The sequence below is a fragment of the Paraconexibacter antarcticus genome (genome assembly GCF_024220175.1).
GTDB lineage: Bacteria > Actinomycetota > Thermoleophilia > Solirubrobacterales > Solirubrobacteraceae > Paraconexibacter > Paraconexibacter antarcticus.
The window spans coordinates 3,776,278-3,800,180 of the sequence record NZ_CP098502.1 but is presented as its reverse complement, the minus strand read 5'-3'; the positions used below and the strand labels follow the sequence as shown (position 1 = coordinate 3,800,180).

Below are 23,903 nucleotides of genomic sequence, written 5' to 3'. Positions count from 1 at the left end.
GGTGGACACCGCCGCAAGTTGGGCGGGCGCCGCGCTAACGGCCCCGCCCACGGCAGACGACGAAAGGACCATCGTCATGCTCGTTGAACCTACCGCGCGAAGCGCTGCCCGCGTGCGGCCTCCGCCGGCCGCGCCCAAACAGGATCGGCGGAAGCTGAAGAAGACCTCGACCCCCGGCGTCTACAAGAAGGACAACGCCTACATCGTCATGTACCGCGCCGCCGGCCGCCAGCGCAAGGAGGCCGCCTCGACGATCGAGGAGGCCCGCCGGATCAAACGCTCCCGCGAAACCGACATCGACCGCGGCGAGTTTCAGGCCCAGATCAAGGTCACCCTCCACGACTACGCCCTTGAGTGGATCGACCGCTACCAAGGCAACGGACGCCGCGGCTTCAGGGAAGGCACCCGCGACGAATACCGCCGGCTGCTGACCAACTACGCGCTGAAGCACTTCCGCCCCTCGCTTCGCCTGACCGACCTGACGCCGCGGCACCTGGCGCAGTACGTCGGCTGGCTGGCCGACGACAAGGAACAGGGCAAGCACCTCTCCGACTCGTCGATCGCGAACGCCACGATCCCGATCCGGGCGATGCTCTCCACCGCCGTGCGCGAAGGACTCCTGCGACACAACCCCGCGTTCGGGCTCGCGCTCCCCCGCCGCGACCAGAACGAGGTCGACGACGAAGAGGAAGAGATCCGCACCTTCTCCCGCGACCAACTCCGCGGCTTCCTCACCAGTGTGGGGGAGGAGCACGAGATGCTCTTCACCCTGCTCGCCGCCTCCGGAATGCGGATCAGCGAAGCGATCGCGCTGCGCTGGCGCGACACCTACCTCGAGGACCCCGAGCCACACCTGCGCATCCGCCGGGCCCTGGTCAAAGGCCGCATCGAACCACCGAAGACCAAACACGGCCGACGCCGCATCCCCCTCAGCCCCACCATCGCCCAGCGGCTCACCGACCGCCGCAACGCCATGACGGTCGCGGCGCAGGACGAGGACCTCGTCTTCACCTCCAGGGCCGGCACCGAGATCGATCCCGACAACCTCCGCCGCCGCGTCCTGAAACCGACCGCCACCACGGTCGGGGCGGGGTGGGCGGGCTTTCACGCCTTCCGCCACACCTACGCGTCGCTGATGCTCGCCCGCGGCGCGAACCTGCTGCAGCTCTCCCGGGCCCTCGGCCACCACAGCCCCGCGTTCACCCTCACCGTCTACGCCCACCTCCTCCAAGGCGAACACGCACCAGCCCTCGACCTCGAGCAAGAACTCACGAGCGAGCCCAAACCCGCGGCCGCCGGCACCCCCGGCCCGGAGACCAAGGCATGAGCGCGATCACGACCGCTGTCGCGCTGCTCGCGATCACCGCCCTGACCGTCTGGACGCTGGGGAGCGTCCTGCTTCGCAGCGCGGGGGCGCTCGGCGTGACGGCCGGCCTGATGCTCGGCGCTACGGGCACGGCCGCCGGGCTCGTCATCGCCGTCGCCGGGGCGCTCGCGTGGCTCGGCGGGCACACCCTGTACGCGACCCGCCACCACACCTACCGCTCCCCGCTCGCCCGCCGCCTCTACACCCAAACACCCATGCGGCGTCTCGACGTGACGCGCGGCTGGGTCATCCCGACCAGCTGGCCCACGACCCCGAAACAGACCCGCCGGCCCGCCCCAAGCACCGACACCACCGGTCGCGAACGGCGGGCCTGACCAGCACGATGAAATAGCCGTTCCAGCACTGACGCCACGCCGACCCGGAGACCCCGATGAGCACCGATGTCAAAGACGCCGTCACCCCGAACGCGACGAGCCTGAAGATCCTCAGTGCCCTCGCCCGTGCACCGATGGCGACCGGGTCGAGTTGGCCGCGGCCTCGGGCCTCGGACGCTCGACCGTCACCAAACACCTCGCCCTGCTCGAACGCGCCGGCCACGCCCACCGCAACCCCGGCGGACAAGACGGCGCCCGCAAACTCCCCGACCGCTGGACCGACATCGCCGCCGTCGGCAAGCCGCCCACAGACCCGATCACAGCTCAGGCGCCAGAGGCGGCCCCCGGCCCGATCACGACCGCGGGCCACCGGCTGCGCCCTGGCCAGCTCGACACCCTCGTCCTAGACCACCTCCACACCACCGTCAGCCCAGGACCTCACGCACCCGCTGCCGTCGCTAAGGCCCTGGGACGATCCTCCGGCGCCGTCGCCAACTGCCTCACGCGACTCGCCGCCACCGGCCGCCTGCAGCAGGTCAGTGACCGCCCGCGACGCTACGACCTGTCGCCCGCCCGTAGCTGAGCGATGAGGAACCAACACCCCACGATTCGAACGCTGATCGCTGATCGCCGGTTGCTCAGACCCCTCGCGGAGCACCCGGCCCCTTACGAGGGCAGCGCGTAACCGCGGTCGGCCTTGACGAGCTCTCCGGCCTTGGCCATCCGGCTGAGCATCGTGCTTGCGCTGGCGGCGCCGATGCCGGTCTTGCTGGCGATCTCCGTCGCGGTCATCGGACCGCTCTTCAGCGCCGCGAGCACCTTCGCCTTGTTCTCGCCACGCGGAGCGCGCCCGCTCGTGCTCTTCGGCTTTGGAGCTGCGGTGCGCTTGGCAGCCGGCGTGGTCTTGGGCGCGGGGACGTTCTTCGTCACTTGGGTGCTCGTCGGTGCCGCGCCCGAGCCGCGAGCGCCGCCGACGAGTGAGCGGACCTCGCCCTCCAAACGACCGAGCACGTCACGGACTCGCTCAAGACCGTCACCGATGCCCTGATGCTGCCGCCGCTGCTCGTCCAGTCGCGCCCTGATCTGCTCAGAGATCGCCGAAACGTCGAGGACCTTCACCATGCTGACTCCTTCGTGCCGTAGAGCACGGATCGTAATGCGCATGGCGCCCACGCCGCCCGCCGGACCCCGTACCCTCGGGCGCAGGTGTATCCGATCGCGGCCGCGCTCGCTGCTCGCACGGCGCCTTTCGCCCAAACAGCTCCTTCAGACGGACAGACCCCGCAATTGGAAGGGCAACGCCCAGTCTCGGTCGGCCGCGCGTCCGCGGACGCCGACACGCGACGTCAGTCCGCTTCGCCTCTGGCGCTGCTTCCGGAAGCCACGGCGACGGGTGCCGGTGCCTCGCCCCAGAGCACCTCCACCGTGGCCGGCCATCGCTTGGTGAGGTGGCGCTTGAGGAACTTCTGGGCGTGCCCCCGCCGGCTGCTGCCCGCAGTGTCGACGGCGTGCGTGCCGGTGAGGGCGCAAGACACGGTGCGCAGCGGCGTGCGAGTTCTGGCGGGGGTGCTGCCGACAACGTGCATCCACTGGCGGTCGGCCTGCCCGATGACGAGCTCGTTGATCGTCGCGGCGATGTCCTCGCCGATGTCGCGAGGAGCCTCGCGGTCAGGGAGGTCCTCCCAGGTCATCACGACCGCGAGGCTTGGCGTGAGCGGCATGAGGACTTCCTGCGCGGTCATCGGGCCGAACTGCGGCCGGGTCGGCGCCGCGGCGACGGCCTCGATCCCGGCTGGCCACAGCACAACGGGCTGGTCGGAGTAGACGAGTGCTGGGCGGGCGACCTGCAGCAACTGCCAGCGCATCGACCCGAGGATCGTCGCGAGCTTCAGCGACATCTGCGTCATCGACATGAGCGCCGGTGTCTGCTCCTTGAGCTTCTCGATGGCGATCTCGCGGGCACGATCGGTGTCGTCTCCAGCGAGCTCGAGGAGCGCCGGCTTGGCGTGGTCGCGAACGAAGAGCTCCTCGATGGCGGTCGCGACGCGCTGATCGCGGATGCGGAAGAACTCGGGCGAGCGGACCATCTGAAGCGCGATGAACTGCGTAAGGCCGCCTTTGCGTTCGAGCGTGAGGCCCGGGCTATGCTCGAGCGCGTCGAGGATCGGCGCGAAGCGGCCTTCGGCCTCGCCGAGCGCGGCCTCCATGTCGTCGGTGCGTGTCCCGTCGGGTCGGTGGCGGCTGTACGGGCGGCGGCGGGTGCCGGCGTCCGCGATGTTCATCGTGACGGGCGCCGGCTTGGCGGCGATGTGCACCGTGATCTGGTCGTTGGTCGCCCAGGCCCGCTGGTAGACCCGCGGCACGATGTGGCCCTTCTTGACCTCGGGGTAGCTGCGACGCGTCATCACGTTGGTCGGTCGGTCCGGCGCCGCCTGATGGGCACGCCGCCGCTCAAAGCGTTTCTGTTGCTGTCGCCGGTTCATCGCGGTCCCAGGTTGACATCGCCTACGGCGTCCTTCTCCCGTTCGCATGGCACCCCGCGGTCCAGGACGGTCAGGTTGCGGGCCTCGTCGTAGTGCACCTTCGGCGGGTCGCCCTCTCTGCCAAGGTGACGTGAGACAGGTTCTACCGTTGTATTTACTGAGCCTGAGGGCGAGAACGGACGTGCGTTGTGTCGCAGTTCTCTGCAGGGATGAAGGACGAGCTGGAGGGTTCCGCCGGCGGTGTGCCGGAGGGAGCCGAAGGCGAGCGTAGGCACATCGCCGGCGGCGCGTCGTCGCTGGTGGGGGTCCCGGATCCCGAGCTCGTGCCGCGGGCGACGCGCCGCAGGTTCACCGCGGCGTACAAGCTGAAGATCGTGCTCGCCGCCGAGGCGTGCACCAAGCCCGGCGAGATCGGCGAGGTGCTGCGCCGCGAGGGCTTGTACTCCTCGCTGCTGACGGAGTGGCGGCGGGCCCGCGACAGCGGCGCGCTCGGGGCGCTGGAGCCTCGCCAGCGTGGCCCCAAGCCGCCGAGCGCCGAGCGGATGGAGAACGCGGCGCTGCGTCGCCAGCTGGAGCGCTCGCAGGCCGATCTGGTGACGGCGCGTCGGGTGATCGAGGTGCAGGGAAACGTCTCCGCGCTCTTGGAAGAACTGCTGGCCAAGAGCGCGCCGGAGACCGACGAGCAGCCGCCGCGATCATGATCGATCAGGCCGTCATTGAGATCGAGCCGCTGGTCGGCATCCTGCCCGCGTGCCGCGCCCTCGGCGCGTCCAGGGCGTCGTTGTATCGCCGACGCAGCCCGCCGCCCGCGCGCGCGTCAGTGCCGCGCAGGCGGCCCGGCCGGGCGCTGTCGGATGAGGAGCGTGCCGCGGTGCTCGAGCAGTTGCACAGCCCGCGCTTTCAGGACGCCTCCCCTGCCGAGGTCTGGGCGACGCTGCTGGATGAGGGGATCTACCTTGCGTCGCAGCGCACGATGTACCGGATCCTCGCCGCCGAGTACGGCGGCGTCACCGAGCGCCGCGCGCAGCTGACCCATCCGCCCTACGCCGCACCGGAACTGCTCGCCGAGCGGCCGAACGAGATTTGGTCCTGGGACATCTCGAAGTTGAAGGGTCCGGCGAAGTGGACCTACTACTACCTCTACGTCATTCTCGACGTCTACAGCCGCTACGCCGTCGGCTGGACGGTGCAGCACCGCGAGAACGCGCACCTGGCCAAGGCGCTGATCGGCCAGGCGTGCGAGCAACAGAACATCGTCCGTGGCCAGTTGACGGTGCACGCCGACCGCGGCCCGGCGATGACGTCCAAGCCCGTCGCGTTCCTCCTCGCCGACCTCGGCGTCCTGCGCTCGCATAACCGGCCGTACACGTCGACGGACAACCCGTACTCCGAGTCACAGTTCAAGACGATGAAGTACCGGCCCGGGTTCCCCGCACGGTTCGACCACATCGACCACGCCCGCGCCTTCTGCCGCGACTTCTTCGGCTGGTACCACCACGCTCACCGCCACGCCGGCATCGGCCTGATGACCCCACACGACGTCCACCACGGCCACGCTCCGGCCGTCCACGCCGCCCGCACCACCGTCCTCGACGCGGCCTACGCCGCCACGCCCGAACGCTTCGTCCGGCACCCGCCCCGACCGCCCGCGCTGCCGACCGCCGCCTACATCAACAAGCCCAAGCCCGAGGAGCCCGCCGCTCACTAAATTCGCCCCGACACTGTCTCATCCGGCTTGACAGGTTCCGTCGGCTACCGCCGGTAGTGGCGGCGGGCGGAACGCGGCTCCTCCGAGCGGTAGCGGGGGGAGCAACTGCATCGTCTCACTCACGCCGACGGCGGACGACCCCGGAGCTCCACACGGTCACCAGCAGGCCCGCATTGAACTCCGTCCCAAACCGAGTTCGCCGAGGCGCTCACAGCAGGTCGCGATCCCTCTATTGGACGGGTCCCGCCTCCGTAGAGTCGGCTTCCGGGTCGGTTACGCTTGATCGTCGCGTGACGGAGGCCGAATCATGGCCACGTTTGAGATGCCGCCTTGGTTCAAGCAGTCCTCGGCGAGGTCGTGGACGCTCCAGAAGAAATCAAGGGTCGGTTCCAGGGCCCTTACGGTGGTCTCGACAGGAGCGTAGTAGTGCAGGGGGGTCGATACGCCGTCGTAGGCGAAGCCGCTGTGGTCCTGCGTAAGGATCATGAGTGGCTGCTCACCCGTCCACTCGACTCCGACTCGCAGGTCGTATTCGTCCTGGTCGGTCACTTCCGCGGTAGTCCGAAGGAGCGCCATGACGTCCGCGATCGCGCACTCTACGGCGGAGGACTCGAGCTGCCAGCCCTCGAAATACGCCTCGTGGCTCCGACGATGTCCTCCGACCGTGGCCGCGAGGGTCACCGAGCCATCGTGGTGGATGCTCATCCAGGACTGCTTCCACATTGAGCGCTCATCCGTCGCCGTGTTCACGGCGACCCAGCGGCGGAGCCCCGGACGGGGGTTGAGCCGGTCCACGCTCTCCAACGGATGAATGCCGCTTTGCCCCGCGTAGGTCAACGCGATGCCTCGAGCCTTCGACAGCACATCTCGGGCCTCATCGCGGGTCAGCCGATCCCGAACGCGAGGCAAGCGAGGATGGGCCACCGCGATCAGCCATGCCCGCTGGTTTGTGTTGCGGCCGGCAGCTGCCTCGGTGAACAGCGCGTTCAGGGCCTCCGTTGCGTGGCGGCGCTCCTCGAATCGAGAACGGTACATGGCCTCGATCTGCCGTTCCTTCATCCACACGGTGTCTGCGTCGTTGCGCACGGGCGCGCCGAAATACTCGTGCCTGTAGATCAGGTGCGGCCCATCGACGCTTGCGGGCACCTCGACCACGACAGCCCGCTTCCCGTCGGCCCCCAAGCGGTGCACACCCAGACCGAACACAGGCGGGGAGATAGCGGTAATCGCGGCGCTGCGCAGGGAACGCTCGTACGCCTCGTCCAACTCGCCAACGTCAACGCGCGCAGTCGCCGCCTTCTGATTCTCGCGCACTCCGAAAACGATCACGCCGCCGCCGCTGTTCGCCATCGCTGCCACATCCTTCGGAAAGTCCGTCTGCGGCAGGCCCCGCATCGGCGGCAGCTCAGACTTCCAGTCCAGATCGTCGGTCTCCGATACGGCGGCGGCAACCGCGATATCAAGGAGCTCATCGGTCAACGGTCCGGGTCCAACCCCGAGCGCCCGGTGAAGTGCTGTGAAGCTCACGCACCAAGCCTACGGACGGCTAGCGAGAGATCCCGTCGCCACGCCCCGATGAGCCGCGCCGCGCCTCGGAGATCAAGGATTCCCAGCTCTCCTGCGATGTCACGTCCCAGATGCGGTGGATGCGAGCATCCACGAGCTGGTTGCCGGCACCGTCGATTCCCCAGTGCGCTTCGCTGGTGGTCTGTCCGAGCACTGCGGCCTCCACGTACCAAGCGGCGGTGTCGAGAACGCTGGGCGATGCGTCGCCGGGCATGATAATCTCCACGATGCAAGGACGAGTCGCATCGAGGTAGCGGCGGTGGAGGGGCAGGTCGTAGGCAGCGGCGACCGCGTCGCAGATGTCGACAACGATCTCGGCGCCGGCGAGGTAGTCGACAGTCCCCGGATATCGCTCGGCGTGCAGCACCGTGTCGAGAACGAGCGCCGCGCACGGGCCTTGCTGGGAGCGATGGTCGAGCCGGTGGCGGTATGGGAGATCAGCTCCGATAGTGCCGCTGTCCATGGCCCGGCGCACGTCTCGCCACTGAGTCGTCGTGATTTCCGGTTCGGCCAAGCGACCGATGAAGTCCCACAGCTCGTCAAGGACCACCGCCGTCGGATACAACCCACGCCTGAGCAGCGTCGGCGGGTCGGCCAGTCGCGTCGCGTGAAAGTAGAGGACCTCACCCGGTGGCGTGGGATCGTGGCCAAGGCATCGCGAGATCGCGTCAGGGAGCGCCCCTCGCGGGTCGTGGCCGGCGTCGCGGATTGACGCTGCCGCCTGCAGCAACGCGCCCTGGAAGTCCCCGGCCCCGACGCCCCACGCCATCGCAAGGCCGCGAAGGGTGCGTAACGGGCCGGAACAGCTGAGCAGTTGCGTTTGCGCGATCCGCTGAGCCTGCCGGATCGGTTGTCGATGAGCAACGCGAAGCCCCGACCTGCTCATCGCCCTCCTTGCCAAGGACGCCTGAGCCGGGTCGCTGAACACCTCCGTCAAACAGCCTGGCTCAACCCCACCACCCGCCGGCCACGTAGGACCGATTATCGAGCGCCTCGCGCGGCCAGGCTGAAGTTTCGGCCGGCGGCCGACCGCATCCATCCAAAGCGGCGCGATCGGGCGCTCGGGTTCACGCTTGCTGGGGGTCCTTGCTCAGGCAGTCGCGTACTGCACATCGTCTGCAGGCGCGAGGAGCGTCTCCGCTTCTTCGAGAGCGCGCTCGGTGCGGCCCGTCTCGGCGGTGATCTCGCGGCGACGCTCGCGGATCGCCGCGAGGTCCGCGGTCGCTTCCGGGGTGGAGGCCAGCGACCGCAGCTCGGCGTGGAGGTCGGACAACCTGCCGCGCAACCGCCGCGGGGCCTGCGGGTCGAGGGCGTACACGCCGGTCTGGGTGCCGCGGACGACTACAGGCGACCGTGACACCTGGGTGAGGAACACGGCCAGCGGATCCTTGCCGGCCACCGTGTACCCGGCGTCGGTCAGCAGCTCGTACCACTGGCGGTAGTGCACGGCCTCGGGACGATCGGGGTGATCGAGCAGCACGCGGACGGCCTCGCGGCGGATCGCAGGCCCGCGGAGCACCTGGCGGGTCGTACCTGTCGGCGTGCTGGTTGGCGATCCGCCGTGCCCGGGGATCTCAGCGGCCGGTTCGGGGTCGACATCGGGTGCCAGCCGCGTCAGCAGCGCAACGCGATCCTCGACTTCGCCGAGGGACGCTTCGATGCGATCCAGTTCGTCGCGGAGGCTGGCTCGGGCGGCCACCAGTCGTTCGCGGTGACGAGCGAGCTCGGCGCGCTCGGCGGCCGCGGCGCGGGCCAAGCGAGGGGATGTTGTCGGTGTCGGAGGAACCACTTGGCGGGTTGTACTCGGTGGACTGAGACGAACGCGAGCATCGCCTGTGCACAAGATGTTCATATGCCCGGCTGCGTGGCTACAGCCGCGCCAGATCCTGTTGACAACCCTGTGCACAACCGCAGGTATTCGCCGCAACGAGCGGGCATTTCACCGACACAGGCCCATTTGTAGGGCCTAGTGCCGCTCACAGCGACTTCGGGCGTCGCCGCGGATCCGTCCGGGTCGGGCGCTCTACTCCCGTGCCACGCAATGTTGCGTAGAGCCACGGAGATCTGATGACCACCCGCCACACCACCCAGATGCCTACCCACGTCGCGCCGCGCCGGCGCTCGTCCCGAGCCGTCAGACTGCTCGACCCGCTGACGGAGACCCGCGCCGCAGCGGCGACGGATGACGCCGCCGAGGCCGAGCGCCTGGTCGACGACCTGCTGGCCCTGGTCGATGCCGGACTGGTGACGATCACCACCGACCCCGGGGCCGCAGCGCGCTACGAGATCGCCGACGACTCCGCCTCCACGGCAGTGTGACTGCCATGGCCGCCCGCGTCCGCATCCAGTGCATCAACAAGACCTCGCGCTATGACCCGCACGAGCGCATCAGCAACGTCGGGGGAGTTAACCCTGACGGCAGACGCTGGAAGCTCACCCAGCCCGAAGCGATCCGCCGCACCGAGAACGGCGAGTTCGCCTTCTACACCCAGGACGCGTTCGGCCGGACGGCCGACGTGGTCGTCGCCGTCAGCCGCTTCGGCCACAAGTATCTGAAGACCGTCGCCGACGGAGAGCAGCCCGACAACCTGCTCTCCCTGCCCGAGTGCCCGCGATGACGTGCACCACCACCGGCTCGCAGGCCGCGCCGCAGACGGTCGCGTCCACCGCCACCTCCACCATGCCGGGCACGTGATCGGCCAGCGGCGACACGGAGATCGTCGTCAGGCACTGACCAGTGACCTCGGTGTCGCCGATGCGGTCGTGCGGGCTCGGTCAGGCGGCGAACACGCAGCCGACGGTGGCTCGCCGCGCGTCAGGTTTCCTACGCATCCTACGACGCCTGCGGCGGGAGACCGCCTCTTGCACATGACCACCGCGACCAGCCGCCTCCAGCCCGTCCGAGACGGCGACCCGACCCTCCGCGCGCTGCGCGGCGGCGCGCTGCTTCTCGGGGCGGCCCCCTGGAAGCCGTCCGGGGTGGAGGAGACCGCGTTCATCCTGGCCCGGTCCGCGGTGACGAAGAAGCGCGCGATCGCGATCGCGGTGCCCCGGGGATCGCATCACCTCGCCGCGGGGATCGCCACATACCTGGCGTTCGCGCGCACCAACGCGCTGCTGCCGTTCCCCGGGAACGTCGCGCTGGCCACCGGCGACGCGACGATCCGCGACACCCTCGACCGCCTGGTCGCGGGCCGCAACGGCCACAAGTCCCCCGCCGTCCGGCGGCTCGTCGCGGGCAAGCCGACGCTCGACGGCCGCCCGACCACCCGGTCGCGGCCGCTGCGTGGCACCAACGGCACCCGCGGCGTGTCCTCCGACGAGGCCCTGTTGCTGCTGCACCGCCCGACCTACCAGCCGACGGTCGCCGAGAACGTCATCGCCGTCTCGGTCGTCGACTGCTCGACCTGCGCCGACCGCACCTGGCCGTCGCTGCGCGTCTGGGCCGACGACAGCCATCGCGGCCAGATCTTCGTCGGCGAGCTCGGCGACAAGACCTTCGAGCAGATGTGCTCCTCGTTCGAGATCCCGATCTGGCGCTTCGACTGGGGGTTGTTGGCAGAGGAGACCGTCGAAGGCTCCGGCCGCCTGGCGCTCGGCGACCTCGTCCGCCGCGCGCGGGAGAGCGCCCCGGTGCTGCGCTACCGCGTCTGCGACGACGGCGAGGTCGACGAGCACCTGACCGAGCTGGACACCCGCTTCGCGCAGATGCTGCGCCGCGCTGGCAGCGACCCGCTGCCGCGCCCGGTGCTAGCCGCCCGCCGGCTGTCGTGGTTCCTGGCCCGCCTGGCCGTGCCGCTGGACACGTACGCGGCCGCGGCGCTGAACGAGTACGGGGCCCTGCAGCCGCACAAGGAGCTGGCCTACGTCACCGGCGCCTACCGCAGCCAGTTCACCGGCAAGTGGGCGGCGCTGTGGGAGAGCGACTGGGCGGCGGTCGCCGGGACCACGAGGCGCCTGTACGAGTACGTGGCCCGCGAGTCCCCGAAGTACCTGGACCTGCACGGCATGGTCGAGCACTACCGGGCGCAGCGCACGAAGCTGACGATCCGCTGCAGCACCCGGGCCGAGGCCCGCGCGCTGGGACCGGCGCTGGTCGACAACGGCGCGATCACCCTCGCCGAGCTGGCCGACGAGAACGGTCCGGTCGAGATCGTCTGGTTCGGCCGGCAGACGCCGCCGCTGCCGCACGGCCCGTCGACCAAGCGGCGCCTGACGATCGTCACTGAGCCGCCGCCGCCGTACCGGGCCAGCATGTACTGCTCCGCAGAAGAGGGCGCGATCGAGGCGCTGCTGTACCCCAGCCAGGCCCGCTGGTTCCCGATCAACGCCCGCCGGGCGGCCGCGTCGTGCGTCGGCGGCGCCAGCAACGCGGCGATCGTCACCGACGCCTACGGCGGCACGCTGGTCCCGGTCACCGGTGTGGTGGACTTCACCGTCCAGGCGCTGGAGCCGATCGGCTTCGGCGGCCGCAAGACCGTCAAGGAGGCCGAGCCGCCGAGCGACTCCGTCTCGCGGATGATGGACTTCTTCGCCAAGATCGCCGAGCTCGGAGACGGCGACCTGCCCGACGTCCAGGCCCCCGGCGCTCCCGCCGACGGCGACGCCTCGCCGCAGGTCGCCGCCGAAGCGGTCCTGATCTCCACGCGGCAGCGCACCTCGATCGCGTTGCCCGCCGACGCGAAGGTCGACCGCCTGGTCGACGGCAAGCTGGTGGCCACGACGGTGGCCCAGCTGGCCGAGGGCCACCACGTCGCGCTGGTCGACGGCAACGACCGCGGCACGCTCGTGCACGACCTGATGGAGGCGTGGGACGAGACGTTCGGCCCGGCCCGCGTCTTCTACGACCTGTACCTGCAGGCGTTTGCGGCCGCGTACGAGGCGTCCGGCGGCACCGACGCCGCGCTGGCCGCCAAGCTCGGCGTGCACGCCGGGACCGTTCGCGCGTGGCGCCGGCGCGACAACCTCGCTCCGCAGCAGGACGCGCCGCTGAAGGAGCTGCTGCGTTTGTCGGGCAACGAGAGCGCGGTCACCCACTTCCCGCAGATCCGCCTGTACCTGCGGACGGTCCGCGGGATGCACCGGCTGATCGGCCGCGTTCTCAACGAGGCGGTCGCCGAGACGCTCGTCACCGACGACGGCCCGCAGCAGCGCGAGCTGCAGGAGCTGACGCACATGGACCTGACGGACTTCTTCGCGGCCCTGCAGGTGTTCACCGTCGTCGGCACGACGATCGTGCGCGACGTCCCCGCGTCACGGCTGGGGCGTTTCCTGGCCCTCGACGACTCGATCGTGACCAAGGCATCTTCATGAGTTCTTCGCAGTCCGTCCGCAACGCCGACCAGGAACGGATCGTCCGGCACCTGTCCGAGTACGTCCGCCGCCAGTTGGCCGGGGAGGCGCAGCCGTACATCGAGCGGGTGCGTCCGTCGCGTACCCTGCAGCTGGGGATCCTGCCGCCGTTGGACCCGATCGACCCGCCGCCGGACCCGGCGTCCGCGGCCGCTGACCCGGCGCCGAACGTGCCCGAGGACGGCGACTTCGGCGGGCGCCCGCCGACGATGGGCCTGGACTTCGTCATCACGCCGCCGGCCGACGGGCAGCCCGCGGTCGAGGTCAGCGGCGGCTTCAGCGTCTACGTCCAGCGCTACCCGACCATCGAGGAGCAGCGCGCGTTCTGGCTCACCGAGGTCGCGCACGACGCCGACGACGAAGCGGCGGGCGCCGCGTCGGCCGCCGCCGAGCAGGACGCGACCAACGGCGCGGCCACGGCCGCCCCCGCCACGACACCGGTCGCCGCGGACGGCGACGACGCAACGACCGGCGACGGCGACGACGGCACGGCCGCGGCCGCTGCCGTCCCGGCCGCAGCGCCTCCGCCGGCCCCTGCGGCCCGGCGCGGACGGGTGCAGGGGATGAGCCTGTTCCCGCGGTACGAGCGGATCGACATCGCGATCCCGGCGACCCTGGTGCCGCTGGACTCCACCAAGGTCCACGACACGATCGACCTGACGACGGTCGCGCAGGCCGCCGTCGACGCGCGCCTGACCTCGGTGCTGACCGACGACCGGACCGTGCACGCCTTCGAGGGCAACCAGACGGTGCCGGTCACCGCGCTCGACGGCGACGAGGGGTTGTGGAGGCAGGCGCTGAAGGCCGGCGAGGGCGCCGCTCGGAGCAAGCGCGCGCTGCGCGCCCATCAGGTGTCGCTGACGCTGCAGACCCGTATGACGCGCCAGGGCGAGATGAACGTCAGCCTGACGCTGTCCAACGACTCGGTCGCGCCGCGCAAGGGCAAGGACGGCGACGCCAAGGAACTGCAGCGCGACATGCACCTGTTCAACTGCCAGCTGCGGTCCGCGTCGCGCGCCGGGCAGCTGACGGCGATCGAGTTCGAGCGCGCCCCCGAGGACTTCCGCTACGACCACCTGCGCCTGGTCTGGGCGCACGGGCGCAACGCCGCCGCCGACGGGTTCACCGAGGCCGGGGAGCAGTGCCCGCCCGACCAGACCCCAGACGAGGTCCGCACCACGACCTGGCCGCTGTTCGCCCAGCGCAAGCTGGTCACCAACCCCGACCTGGAGCTGGCCTTTACCGACCTGGCCGACCCCGGCAAGATGATGGGCGAGCTGGTGAAGGTCCAAACCGGGATGCAGGACTTCCTGCGCCGCTGGGACGTCGAGTTGGCCAACCCCCAGTGGCAGAACGACCCCGACCGCCTGGCCGCCTGCCAGGACGCCCGGGCCGTCTTCCAGGCCGAGGCTGACCGCTTCGACCTCGGGCTGCGAGCCCTGCAGCAGGACCCGCACCTGCGGATCGCGTTCACCGCGGCCAACAAGGTCTTCGCCCGCGTCGGCCAGGCCCGCGGACGCAACATCCGCACCTGGCGCCTGTTCCAGCTGGTCTTCCAGGTCATCCACCTGTCGGCGCTGCGCGCCCGCGAGGTCAACGACCCGGCCTACCTGTCGGAGCTGGACACCGCCGACGTCCTGTACTTCCCGACCGGCGGCGGCAAGACCGAGGCGTACCTGGGCCTGATCGCGATCGCGATGTTCTACGACCGCCTGCGCGGCAAGAAGCTCGGCATCACCGCGCTGCTGCGCTTCCCGCTGCGCATGCTGTCCGTCCAGCAGCTAGTCCGCGTCGGCCGGATCGTCTACGCCGCCGAGGACCTGCGCAGCAAGCTGGAAGCCGACGGCGACACCGACTTCGCCGGCGACCCGTTCCGCCTGGGCTTCTTCGTCGGCAGCTCGAACACGCCGAACCGGCTGTCCAACGACATCACCCGGGAGCGCGACAGCATCGACTGGTGGGCCCGGGAGCTGTCCCGCGACCCCGACCTGGCCGTCAGCGAGCGGACGATCACCGAGTGCCTGAACCCCGACTGCCCGGGCGGCGAGCTGACGCTCCGCGCCGACGTGCCCGGGGTGCGCCTGCTGCACACGTGCAGCAGCTGCGGCGACATGCCGGTCTGCGTCACCGACGAGGAGGTCTTCCGGTACCTGCCCGCGGTGACCGTCGCGACCGTCGACAAGCTCGCCGCCGTCGGCCGCGTCCCCGAGGTGTCGCACTTCACCGCCGGCCCGGCGTACTGCTGCCCCGACCACGGGTACTTCACCCACTACCAGCCCGTCTGGAAGGACGGCCGTCCCAGCCAGACGCGCGACAAGTGCCTGGCGGGCGGTAAGTGCAAGCGCACCAAGCGCGACCACACCTCCGTGCAGATCTACGACCCGGTGCCGGCCCTGCAGGTCCAGGACGAGATGCACCTGCTGCAGGAGGAGCTGGGCACCTTCAACGCGCACTACGAGACCCTGTTCGAGCACCTGCAGCGCCAGGTCGGCACCAAGAAGCCGACCAAGCTGCTGGCCGCCACCGCGACCGTCGAGCGCTACGAGGCCCAGGTCCGTCACCTGTACGCCCGCCGCGCCTGCGTGTTCCCGGCCCCGGGCTGGTCGCTGGAGGAGTCCTTCTACACGCGCCTGTCGGTCGACACGCAGCGGATCTACGTCGGCGCGATGCCGATGCTCCGCGAGGTCACCGAGTTCGGCTCCCGGGTGCAGGCGCTGCTGCACCGCGAGGTCGAGCGGCTCGCCGACGACCCCGACGGCGCGCTGGCCCGCCTGGGCCTGCAGTCGATCACCACGCCCGAGCAGCTGCAGGCCGAGCTGTTCAGCTACGAGCTGTCGCTGGGCTACGTCAACAGCAAGCGCGACGGCGACGCGATCACCAACAAGCTGGACGCGTACGCCAAGGACTTCGGCGGCGACGGGCTGCTGGTCCGCTTCCTGTCGGGGGACTCCAGCCTCAACGAGATCGCCGAGGCGCTGCGGCTGATCGAGGAGCAGAAGCTGACCGACCCGCGAGACCAGCGGCTGCGCGCGAACGTCGGCACGTCGGTGGTCTCGCACGGCGTGGACCTGGACCGCCTGAACCTGCTGATCATGAACTGGATGCCGTCGAACATCGCCGCCTACATCCAGGCGACGTCGCGGTCGGGGCGCCTGCACGTCGGCCTGGTCGTCTCCGGCTACGACCGCATCAAGCTGCGCGACCGCTCGATGTTCCACTACTTCCTGCCCCACCACCGCTTCCTGCAAGAGCTGGTCGCGCCGGTGCCGGTCAACCGCTTCGCGAAGTTCGCGATCGGCCGGACGGCGCCGGGGCTGATCACCGCGATCATCCTGCAGGGCTACGGCCGCCCCGACCGCGAGCGCGGCGCGCCCGCCCCGCTGGCCCTGGACTACGGCAAGGGGTTCGTGGAGTGGTGGAACACGGAGGCGTCGGAGGAGGCGATCGTCGAGCGGGTCTTCGACGCGCTGGGCCTCAGTCGGCACCTGCTGGCCCGCGACGGCAGCACCGCGGAGATCTACGACCCCGGCATGGTCGAGACGATGCGCCAGGACGTGCGCACCGAGATCACCGCGCTGATCCAGGACCTCAAGTCCCCGCGCGACCGGGCGCTGATCAAGATGCTCAACCCGCCGCCGCTGACCAGCTTCCGCGACGTCGACGCCTCGCTCGGCTTCGCCGGGCGGACCTTCACCAACAACGCCGCCGAAGCGATCCTGAGGTAGCCCGCATGCAGCGATCAAAGACCCAGGTCATGTTCAACCACCTGCCCGGGCAGGTGTTCCGTCACGAGAACGGCCTGATCGCGCAGGTCCAGCGCGTGGCCACCGAACCGTCCTACGAGATCAACTCGCAGCTCGTCTTCGACGCCCTGGACCGTGAGCTGCATCGCTGGACGCACCAGACGGGCTTCCGCCCGCCGCTGGTCAACCCCGACCGCTACTCGCTGGTCGAGCCGGTCGACGAGGTCGTCTACGACCTGTGGCCGCTGAACATGCGCTGCAAGCGCTGCGGCGTCATCAAGATCTTCAACGACATCACCGACATCCCGAAGTCGCCGCGGTGCGGGCGCAACGGCTGCCCCGGGCACCTGGAGCAGCTGCCGTTCCTGCAAGTCCATCAGTGCGGCGAGCTCAAGCCGCTGCTGATCCAGCGCTGCAACATCCACGGCTTCAAGAGCCTCGTGCTCGACGACCCCGGAAACTTCGCCGACGCCCAGCTGCGCTGCCTGGACTGCGGCGTGCCCGTCAAGGGCCTGGGGTACCGCGGCTGCACCGGCTGCAACCTGCCCGGCGACCGCTACATGCGCTCGCTGCCGGTCCGCGCCCCCGGCCGGTTCTTCACCCAGAGCTTCCCGCTGGTGACGCTCAAGAGCGGCCCGCTGCAGCGCCTCAAGCGCGACGCCGCCGGCCCGGCCGTCGTGCTGGCCACCTACCTGGACGATGTCCGCGACCTCGAAGAGGAACTCGACGCCGCGGCCTCGGTCCGCAAGGGGTCGAAGTACACGCCCGAGGAGATCGAGCTGATGCGCCAGGGGATGGCCAGCCTCCCCGAGGCGCTGCGCGAGCAGGCGATGAAGGACCTGGTCGGCGGCGGCGACGACAAGTGGTCGGAGATCGAGGACCAGGTCGGCGCGCACGCCGCCGGCGAGCTGGGCATCTCCCAGCGCCTGCAGGAACGGGCGATGATCTTCTCCGGGGCCGGCGACCTGCGGGTGCGCCGCCTGGAGCACTTCGAGGAGATCGCCCGGCGCCTGGGCCAGCAAGCCACCGTCCGCCGGTTGCAGGGCGAGCAGCAGGCGCTGCTGGACGCCGGGTTCGCCCGGGCGGTGGTCGTGGAGAACTTCCCGATCGCCCTGGTCGCCTACGGCTGGACGCGCCTGAGCAACAAGGACAGCGAAGCGCGCCTGAACCCGTTCCCACAGCTGAAGAACGACAAGACCCCGCTGTACGTGTCCACGTCGAACACCGAGGCGGTGTTCCTGGAACTGGACCCGGTGCGCGTCTGCGCGTGGCTGGCCGAGAACGACCTGCTGACCGAGCCCGCCCCGACCGACCCGCGGGAGGCCCGGCTGCTGATCCTGCGGGAGAACGCCGCCGAGGGAGCGGTCGCCCAGGCCACCAGCAACCTCTGCCACACGGTGTCGCACAGCCTGATCCGCAACCTCGGCGAGCTGTCGGGGTTCGGCGAGGACACAATGGCCGAGTACCTGATCCCGCAGGCGCTGACGATCGGCCTGTACGCCAACGTCCACCAGGAGTTCACGCTCGGCGCGCTGGTCTCCCTGGTCGAGCATCACCTGTCCACCTGGCTGCGCGCGGCCGTCCGCGGCACCGAGACATGCACCTGGGATCCGCGCTGCTCCGAGCACGACGGGGCCTGCGCCAACTGCCTGCACCTGGCGTTCGGCTGCGAGCACCGCAACCAGGACCTGGACCGCTCGCTGTTGTACGGGACCGCCGAGCCGACCCGGGCGACGGCGGTCGCCCACGGCTACTGGGCCTGACCGGTGCGCCAGCTGCAATCCGCCCAGCAGCTCGTCGACGCCGCGTACCTGGTATCCGAGCTGTTCGGTGGCGAAGCCCGGGCGCGCGAGTGGCTCAAGCGCCTGGACAGCGCCGGCACGTTCACGGCGGCCGCGCCGACGCACATGACCCCGGCGAACGTCGCGCTGCTGGTGGGGGAGATGACGACCGCGGGCGTCGTGCATGACGACGGCACCGTCGACGAGTACCGCCTGGACGACATGGACCAGGTCTTCCAGCTGCTGCCGTTCGTCCGCGCCGCCGAGCAGGCCCGGATCCCCGACCCGGTCAGCGCCCTGGTTTGCACCGTCCCGCCGCAGGTCGTGCTGCCGCCGAGGCTGCGGCCGCTGGCCCGCAGCCTGTCGACGCTGGTCGCCGACTCGCTGCGCTCCGCCGAGGAGCAGCCGCTGCTTCTGATGTCGCCGTACTGGTCGAGGGAGGGCTGCCAGGCGCTGCGCCCGGCGATGGACCGCGCGCTGGCCCAGCACCTGCCGGTCACGCTGGCCGGCGCGCGCCCGCGCGACAGCACCCATCACAGCGCGATGACGGCGTTCGGCGCCCGGCTGCGCGCGGACGGGTTCCGGCGGGTCACCGTCTACGAGTTCGCGCCGCCGCACCCGGACTCGATCTGTCACGCCAAGGCGGTCTGCGGGCGCACCGGGTACCTCGGATCGGGCAACCTGACCGTCGCTGGGCTGGAACGCCATGTCGAAGTCGGCCTGCCGTTGCGCGATCACGACGTCGAACGGGTCTGGTGGCTCGTCGACCTGCTGGTCGAAGCGAAGCTGCTGGTGGAGGTCTAGGTCGACACGGGGCCCGGAGAAGGCCTACAGTTGCGGCAGTGGGACTTCCGCCTTACCCCGAGATTTCTGCGCTTTCCAGGCACGAAGCTCATCGTAAGGCCGCTCACCGTCCCGCCTACTACGTCCATAAGTGGTGGGCGCGACGAACCGGGTCGGTGTTCCGGGCGATCCTTCTCGACCAGTTGCTGGACGGCGACGAGGACCGCATGGCCGCGATGGCCCGGTCGCACGACTTCTCTGACAAGGTCGTGCTCGACTGCTTCCACGGCGGCGGCACGACGATCGGCGAAGCGCTGCGCCTGCGCTGCAAGGTCGTCGGCTCCGAGCTGAACCCCGTCGCCTCGTTCCTGGTCACCCAGATGGTCCGCGACCTCGACGACGCCGCGCTCGACGCCGCCTTCGCCCAGGTCCGCGCCGCCGCCGAGCAGTCGCTGCGGGCCATGTACGTGACGGCCTGCCCGACGTGCGACCAGCCCGCGCAGGCGCAGTACACCAGCTGGGTCAAGCAGATCAGCTGCCAGGCGTGCGAGGACCCGGTCGACTTGATCACCAGCCGCGTGGTGATGGCCGACTTCACCAACCCCGGCGGAGGCCTCGTGCAGTGCCCGGCCTGCGATCACCCGTGGCGGGTGCGCAGCGTCAAAGCGCGGGTGCGGTGCCCCGGCTGCCATCACCGCTTCGTGCCCGCCAAGCGCCCGGCGTCGGCCAAGGAGTATCGCTGCGGCTGCGGGCATCACGGCCAGATCCTCGACGTCGTCTCCCGGGCCTCCAGCCCGCCGGCGCACCGGATGACCTGCATCGTCACCCACTGCGAGGACTGCGGACGCGGCTTCAAAGCGCCCGACCAGGCCGACCTCGACCTCGACGCCGCACACCAGGCCCTGGCGGCCAAGACCCTGAACCGGCTGAAGGTGCCGCGCGGGACGATCCCCGTCGGGCGCAACACCAACCAGATGCTCCGCTACGGCTACGAGCACTGGCACGAGATGTTCAACGCCCGGCAGCTGCTCGGCCTCGATGCGCTCGTGCGCGCCGTCGGCGCCGTCACTGACCAGGCCAGCCGCGAGACGCTCAGCCTGCACCTGTCGTCGGTGCTGGAGTTCCATTCGATGTTCGCCAGCTCCAAGGGGCTGGGGACCGGCGCGATCCGCCAGGTGTTCAGCCATCACGCGTTCATCCCGGCCAAGGCTCCGCTCGAAGCGCACCTGTGGGGTGTCGGCAGCGCGTCCGGCGGATCGTCCGGCGGGTTCGCCTCGCTGTACGGCACCCGGCTGAAAGCGGCCCGCCGGTGGATGGCCGCCACGCACGAGACGACGATCGTCGACGGGCAGCGCGTCCGAGCCGCCGTCGACGGAGAACGCCTGGCCGGCCGCCCCGCCGAGACGTTCCAGGATCTGCTCGACGACACCGCCGACGTGCTGCTGCTCAACCAGTCCTCCGCGTCGCTGCCGCAGATCCCTGATGGCAGCGTCGACCTGTGCGTCACCGATCCGCCGTACGCCGACAACGTCATGTACGCCGAACTGTCGGACTACTTCTACATCTGGCTGCGCCAGATGCTCCCCGACCATCCTTCCTTCCAGACCGAACTCGTCGACGACACCCAGGAGGCCGTCCAGAATCGCCACCGCGGCCGCGACGGCGACGACTACGCCCAGCTCCTCGCCGACGTGTTCAACGAAGTGGCCAGAGTGCTCAAGGATGACGGCCGCATGACCTTCACATTCCACCACGCCAACAAGGGCGCCTGGCATCATCTGGAGGCGGCACTCATCGACGCCGAGTTCGTTGTCGAGCGGTGGTGGCCCGTGTTCGCCGAGATGGAGAGCGCCATGCCGATCATCGGCAAGGAGCACAACGGCCACCTCGACGTCGTCTTTGTCTGCGCTAACCGAGCCGCCGGCATCCTGACGCCAGCTCGACAGGACACGGTCGCGAACATGGCCCGCAAGCTTGCCGCCGCCGATCTTCCGATGGTCGCCGCCGACCACCGCGCTCTGCTGAACGCGAGGGCGCTACAGAGCGCCACCTTCGCCGCGACGGCGGCGAACGCGGTGCTGATTGGGTCAGCGGAGTAGACACGTGCCCTCGTCCGGGACCACGGCGCTCGCATGTCGTCCGCCGCAGCGCATGTTTCGGCGCGCGAGTCTCAACGGGCGAGGCGAGGGCCGCTCCGCAAAGGTGCTGCGTGTTATTTTGCCGCAGGCGTCGGACCTGCCTCCGGTTGCTTCCGCAGGCATACCTTCGCCTGTGCGCCTGCGTCGGCGGTGCCGGCCGCCGGGATTTCCCGCTAGACATCGTCCGGAGGGTCAAGCAAGCTCTAGCGCTATGTCGCCAGCTACGTCCGTCATTCGGATCGTCCAGCACAGTTGTTCAAGTCCTCTGAGAGATCGAGTGGCGCCTGAATGACTTCACTCCGGAATGTCACTGGCTGTCAGTTCTGCGCGCCGGCCCATCACGAGGTCCTGCTAGAGACCGAGAACGCCTTCGTGCTCGCCGACATTCGTCCGCTGTGTGTGGGCCACGTCCTGGTAACTCCGAAACAACACGTTCGAGCAGCGCTGAGTACAGGCGCGCAGGGGGTCCTTGAGGTCGGCCGCCGCGTGGCGACCGCGATGCAGCAGATCACTGGCGAGGCTGGGATTTATGAGCACGGCGGACACCCGATTTGCCGTCCTGGGTCGTGCCGTACCGGACCAATACACGCTCACCTGCACGTGCTGCCGTTTGCCGAAGACATTTCGTCGATTTGGCGTGATGAGGTACGGCAGACCTATGCCACGCGGCCACTTGTTTCGGCTCGCCCGATGGAGCACTACTTGCTTCAGGAACTACATTCCGGTTCCCTCGACTTCAGCAACGAACTCGAAGCTTCCATGCTGCCGGCGGTGGTGCCACCGCATTTCGTGCGTCGGCTGCTTTCGCGAGCGATGGCCGAACGCCGTCACGCGTGGATACCGCATGGTGCTCAGCAACATCAACATGAAGCGGCGGTTGGTCAGACGTTCAAGCTCTTTGCTGAGTTCAGGCTCGCCGACTCGGAGTGCGGGGCCGCTACGACCGTGCGCGCAGCGTGACCCCATCGGCATCCATAGCCGCCACCCCTGGCCTCTGGCGGCGCACCGTGCTCGACATCGGCATGGTGCCGCGGCACCCAGACAAGTGGACCAAGCGGAGCCTCGCGATGGAGCAGGACCGGATCGCGATTGACCGCGCCGTTTTGCGCAGCAAGCGAGCCCCCGACAAAAGCCTCCGGGAATTGCCTAAGTACTCTTCGCCGGGCTGCCAGCCGTCCCCACGCTTATCGCGATGCGTCGCCTTTGGCAGGTGGGCGACGCAAGTGCCGGAAGGCCAAGAGAACAATGCGCAGTTCGGCATTTTCGGAACGTCGGCGGCTCTGCAGATATTGAGCCAAAGTCATTGGGCGGATTCGTTGAAGGCTGGTGAGTCGGGTGGCACCCTCGCGGAGTGGGTACCCGTCTACCTTCGCACCGTCAACTTCCTCGACTTTGTTGTTCAGGCATCGCTGTCGCCAAACCCGCCACCGGTCGCGACCGAAGTTGAGATTTCTCTTCGTGCGTGCCAGGCGGCTAAGGCGTTTGCCAGTGCAGCGCCGGTACTCGACAAGCTCCGTGAGCCTGTGGGTCATATTGCCAAGTTGATGGAACCCGCTGTGCTCAAAGACCTGTCGTTCAACCTGCACGATGTGAGCAAGCGGAACGTTCGTATCCTGATGGAAGGTCTAGCCAAAGCACAGCGCTCGAGCGCAGATGCGCCCAAGGAGGCGTTCAGGCCGACGAAGGTCACTCCGAGCACGCCTCTCTACGCGTTCACACAGAGAGCGGTCGATTTTCCTAGCGACGTGAACGATTGGGTCTTCCTGCAGTCCTCAGTACTGACGACGGTTGTCCGGTGTTGGACCTCTCAGGTGCTGACGGATCACGAGCTCGCGAAGAGAGTGCTCCCAGGGGAGTCAGTGGCGGCTCTGCGACACGTGCTCGAAGACCCTCCGGAAGAGCTTGACCCGCGGGCACGGCTCCTGGGTCTCTGGGCCCTGAGCCATCTTGACCGGATGACCGCCGGTGGGCCGCTGTCGCAGACAGGCATCGGGGTCACGTTCCTAGCGACCGGCGAGTTTCATAGCGCCGATGTCCGGTGGTGCGCGGGTCAGGTCCGGGGCGTCTGCGCGGCCTTGCTAGAGCGAGAGGCGAGCCTGGCCGACACCAGCTCGCCCTACTACTTTGTCACGGGGCCTGCTGAGGCCGACTACAAGAGCGACCATCTAGTGACACCTGTCGTACCGCTGGTGCTCAGCCTGTCGGCGCGCTACGCGCCGACATTTCTGTCTCGCCGCTCGGTTCTCGACCTCCTCGAGTCATGTGTGTTGCCCGTCGAGCGGATCAGCGTGTTCGCCGCACGCCCCCATCAACTTTCAACTGAAGACGGCGTGGTCAACCTGTCTTATTACCACGAAGCGAGCGCCGAAATCTCGCGCGCGGGTGAGGCGATCAGCGGTGAATTCTGGACGCGCATTAGCGGACACTTCGGCGGCTTTCTCGCTGACTGGGGCCGACTGACAGTGTTGGCCATGTTCGTGCTCATCGGCGGTATCGCGTTTACGGTTGCCAGCCTGGTGCACTCGTCAGCGAATGGCTTTCTCTTCGGTATCTTCGCTTCCATGCTCGCCGCCGTCGTCGGCCACGGGCTCGTCGGGTGGCTTTGGGGCGACCGATGACTTGCATCCACGCGACGTCGGCGCGATACC

At 69.3% G+C, this 23,903-nt stretch carries 18 protein-coding genes; 13 read left to right on the top strand and 5 right to left on the bottom strand.

The genetic code is table 11. The features are described from left to right. Window positions 1-112 precede the first annotated feature (112 nt). The 3 genes from NBH00_RS18535 to NBH00_RS18525 all read left to right on the top strand — a co-directional run bounded on the left by NBH00_RS18535 (window position 113) and on the right by NBH00_RS18525 (window position 2,284). Window positions 113-1,327, top strand: a complete 1,215-nt coding sequence (locus NBH00_RS18535) for a tyrosine-type recombinase/integrase (RefSeq protein WP_254570068.1) — start codon at window positions 113-115, stop codon at window positions 1,325-1,327. Further along, complete coding sequence (locus tag NBH00_RS18530) at window positions 1,324-1,701, top strand: hypothetical protein (RefSeq protein ID WP_254570067.1); 378 nt, start codon at window positions 1,324-1,326, stop codon at window positions 1,699-1,701. Before NBH00_RS18535 ends, NBH00_RS18530 begins: the two co-directional genes overlap by 4 nt. A 151-nt stretch (window positions 1,702-1,852) precedes the next feature. Further along, the gene (locus NBH00_RS18525; RefSeq protein ID WP_254570066.1) at window positions 1,853-2,284 is read left to right on the top strand and encodes a LexA family transcriptional regulator; all 432 of its coding nucleotides are present in this window, start codon (window positions 1,853-1,855) and stop codon (window positions 2,282-2,284) included. Between the two features lie 83 nt (window positions 2,285-2,367). On the opposite strand, the gene NBH00_RS18520 is transcribed toward NBH00_RS18525, so the two are convergent. Next, on the bottom strand, window positions 2,368-2,823 hold the full coding sequence (locus NBH00_RS18520; RefSeq protein WP_254570065.1) for a winged helix-turn-helix domain-containing protein: 456 nt from the start codon (window positions 2,821-2,823) through the stop codon (window positions 2,368-2,370). A 224-nt stretch (window positions 2,824-3,047) separates the two neighbouring features. Then, on the bottom strand, window positions 3,048-4,106 hold the full coding sequence (locus NBH00_RS18515; protein WP_254570064.1) for a DUF4238 domain-containing protein: 1,059 nt from the start codon (window positions 4,104-4,106) through the stop codon (window positions 3,048-3,050). Window positions 4,107-4,459: 353 nt separating this feature from the next. Here NBH00_RS18515 and NBH00_RS18510 point away from each other — a divergent pair. Continuing rightward, a protein-coding gene (locus NBH00_RS18510; RefSeq protein WP_254573690.1) for an IS3 family transposase occupies window positions 4,460-5,892 on the top strand; the annotation gives its coding sequence in 2 pieces (ribosomal slippage) (window positions 4,460-4,808 and window positions 4,808-5,892; 1,434 coding nt in all). Window positions 5,893-6,165: 273 nt separating this feature from the next. Here the strand turns inward: NBH00_RS18510 and NBH00_RS18505 are convergent. The 3 genes from NBH00_RS18505 to NBH00_RS18495 form a co-directional block, all read right to left on the bottom strand. Next, the gene (locus tag NBH00_RS18505) at window positions 6,166-7,419 is read right to left on the bottom strand and encodes an AlbA family DNA-binding domain-containing protein (RefSeq protein ID WP_254570063.1); all 1,254 of its coding nucleotides are present in this window, start codon (window positions 7,417-7,419) and stop codon (window positions 6,166-6,168) included. A gap of 19 nt (window positions 7,420-7,438) precedes the next feature. After that, window positions 7,439-8,227, bottom strand: a complete 789-nt coding sequence (locus NBH00_RS18500) for a hypothetical protein (protein WP_254570062.1) — start codon at window positions 8,225-8,227, stop codon at window positions 7,439-7,441. Between the two features lie 321 nt (window positions 8,228-8,548). Continuing rightward, window positions 8,549-9,214 carry a hypothetical protein gene (locus NBH00_RS18495; protein WP_254570061.1) on the bottom strand — a complete coding sequence of 222 codons (666 nt, stop codon included), beginning with the start codon at window positions 9,212-9,214 and terminating at the stop codon, window positions 8,549-8,551. A 311-nt stretch (window positions 9,215-9,525) separates the two neighbouring features. Between NBH00_RS18495 and NBH00_RS18490 the strand changes: the two genes are divergently transcribed. From NBH00_RS18490 to NBH00_RS18450, 9 genes are all read left to right on the top strand, one after another. Then, on the top strand, window positions 9,526-9,777 hold the full coding sequence (locus tag NBH00_RS18490) for a hypothetical protein (RefSeq protein ID WP_254570060.1): 252 nt from the start codon (window positions 9,526-9,528) through the stop codon (window positions 9,775-9,777). 5 nt (window positions 9,778-9,782) lie between these two features. Then, complete coding sequence (locus NBH00_RS18485; RefSeq protein WP_254570059.1) at window positions 9,783-10,076, top strand: DUF3892 domain-containing protein; 294 nt, start codon at window positions 9,783-9,785, stop codon at window positions 10,074-10,076. 250 nt (window positions 10,077-10,326) lie between these two features. Next, window positions 10,327-12,771, top strand: a complete 2,445-nt coding sequence (locus NBH00_RS18480) for a DISARM anti-phage system protein DrmE domain-containing protein (RefSeq protein WP_254570058.1) — start codon at window positions 10,327-10,329, stop codon at window positions 12,769-12,771. After that, on the top strand, window positions 12,768-16,535 hold the full coding sequence (locus NBH00_RS18475) for a DEAD/DEAH box helicase (protein ID WP_254570057.1): 3,768 nt from the start codon (window positions 12,768-12,770) through the stop codon (window positions 16,533-16,535). Before NBH00_RS18480 ends, NBH00_RS18475 begins: the two co-directional genes overlap by 4 nt. Window positions 16,536-16,540: 5 nt before the next feature. Further along, a complete protein-coding gene (locus NBH00_RS18470) occupies window positions 16,541-18,316 on the top strand; it encodes a DUF8724 domain-containing protein (protein WP_254570056.1) in 1,776 nt (591 codons plus the stop codon). Between the two features lie 3 nt (window positions 18,317-18,319). Continuing rightward, the gene (locus NBH00_RS18465; protein ID WP_254570055.1) at window positions 18,320-19,138 is read left to right on the top strand and encodes a phospholipase D-like domain-containing protein; all 819 of its coding nucleotides are present in this window, start codon (window positions 18,320-18,322) and stop codon (window positions 19,136-19,138) included. Between the two features lie 155 nt (window positions 19,139-19,293). After that, the gene (locus tag NBH00_RS18460; protein WP_254570054.1) at window positions 19,294-21,216 is read left to right on the top strand and encodes a hypothetical protein; all 1,923 of its coding nucleotides are present in this window, start codon (window positions 19,294-19,296) and stop codon (window positions 21,214-21,216) included. Window positions 21,217-21,627: 411 nt separating this feature from the next. Continuing rightward, window positions 21,628-22,215 carry an HIT family protein gene (locus tag NBH00_RS18455; RefSeq protein ID WP_254570053.1) on the top strand — a complete coding sequence of 196 codons (588 nt, stop codon included), beginning with the start codon at window positions 21,628-21,630 and terminating at the stop codon, window positions 22,213-22,215. Window positions 22,216-22,262: 47 nt separating this feature from the next. Then, a complete protein-coding gene (locus NBH00_RS18450) occupies window positions 22,263-23,873 on the top strand; it encodes a hypothetical protein (RefSeq protein ID WP_254570052.1) in 1,611 nt (536 codons plus the stop codon). Window positions 23,874-23,903: the final 30 nt, after the last annotated feature.

Coding starts and splice junctions, on each gene's coding strand:
- NBH00_RS18475 (WP_254570057.1), top strand. CDS start 12,768: ATGAGTTCTTCGCAGTCCGTCCGCAACGCCGACCAGGAACGGATCGTC.
- NBH00_RS18490 (WP_254570060.1), top strand. CDS start 9,526: ATGACCACCCGCCACACCACCCAGATGCCTACCCACGTCGCGCCGCGC.
- NBH00_RS18520 (WP_254570065.1), bottom strand. CDS start 2,823: ATGGTGAAGGTCCTCGACGTTTCGGCGATCTCTGAGCAGATCAGGGCG.
- NBH00_RS18500 (WP_254570062.1), bottom strand. CDS start 8,227: ATGGCGTGGGGCGTCGGGGCCGGGGACTTCCAGGGCGCGTTGCTGCAG.
- NBH00_RS18515 (WP_254570064.1), bottom strand. CDS start 4,106: ATGACGCGTCGCAGCTACCCCGAGGTCAAGAAGGGCCACATCGTGCCG.
- NBH00_RS18485 (WP_254570059.1), top strand. CDS start 9,783: ATGGCCGCCCGCGTCCGCATCCAGTGCATCAACAAGACCTCGCGCTAT.
- NBH00_RS18480 (WP_254570058.1), top strand. CDS start 10,327: ATGACCACCGCGACCAGCCGCCTCCAGCCCGTCCGAGACGGCGACCCG.
- NBH00_RS18530 (WP_254570067.1), top strand. CDS start 1,324: ATGAGCGCGATCACGACCGCTGTCGCGCTGCTCGCGATCACCGCCCTG.
- NBH00_RS18470 (WP_254570056.1), top strand. CDS start 16,541: ATGCAGCGATCAAAGACCCAGGTCATGTTCAACCACCTGCCCGGGCAG.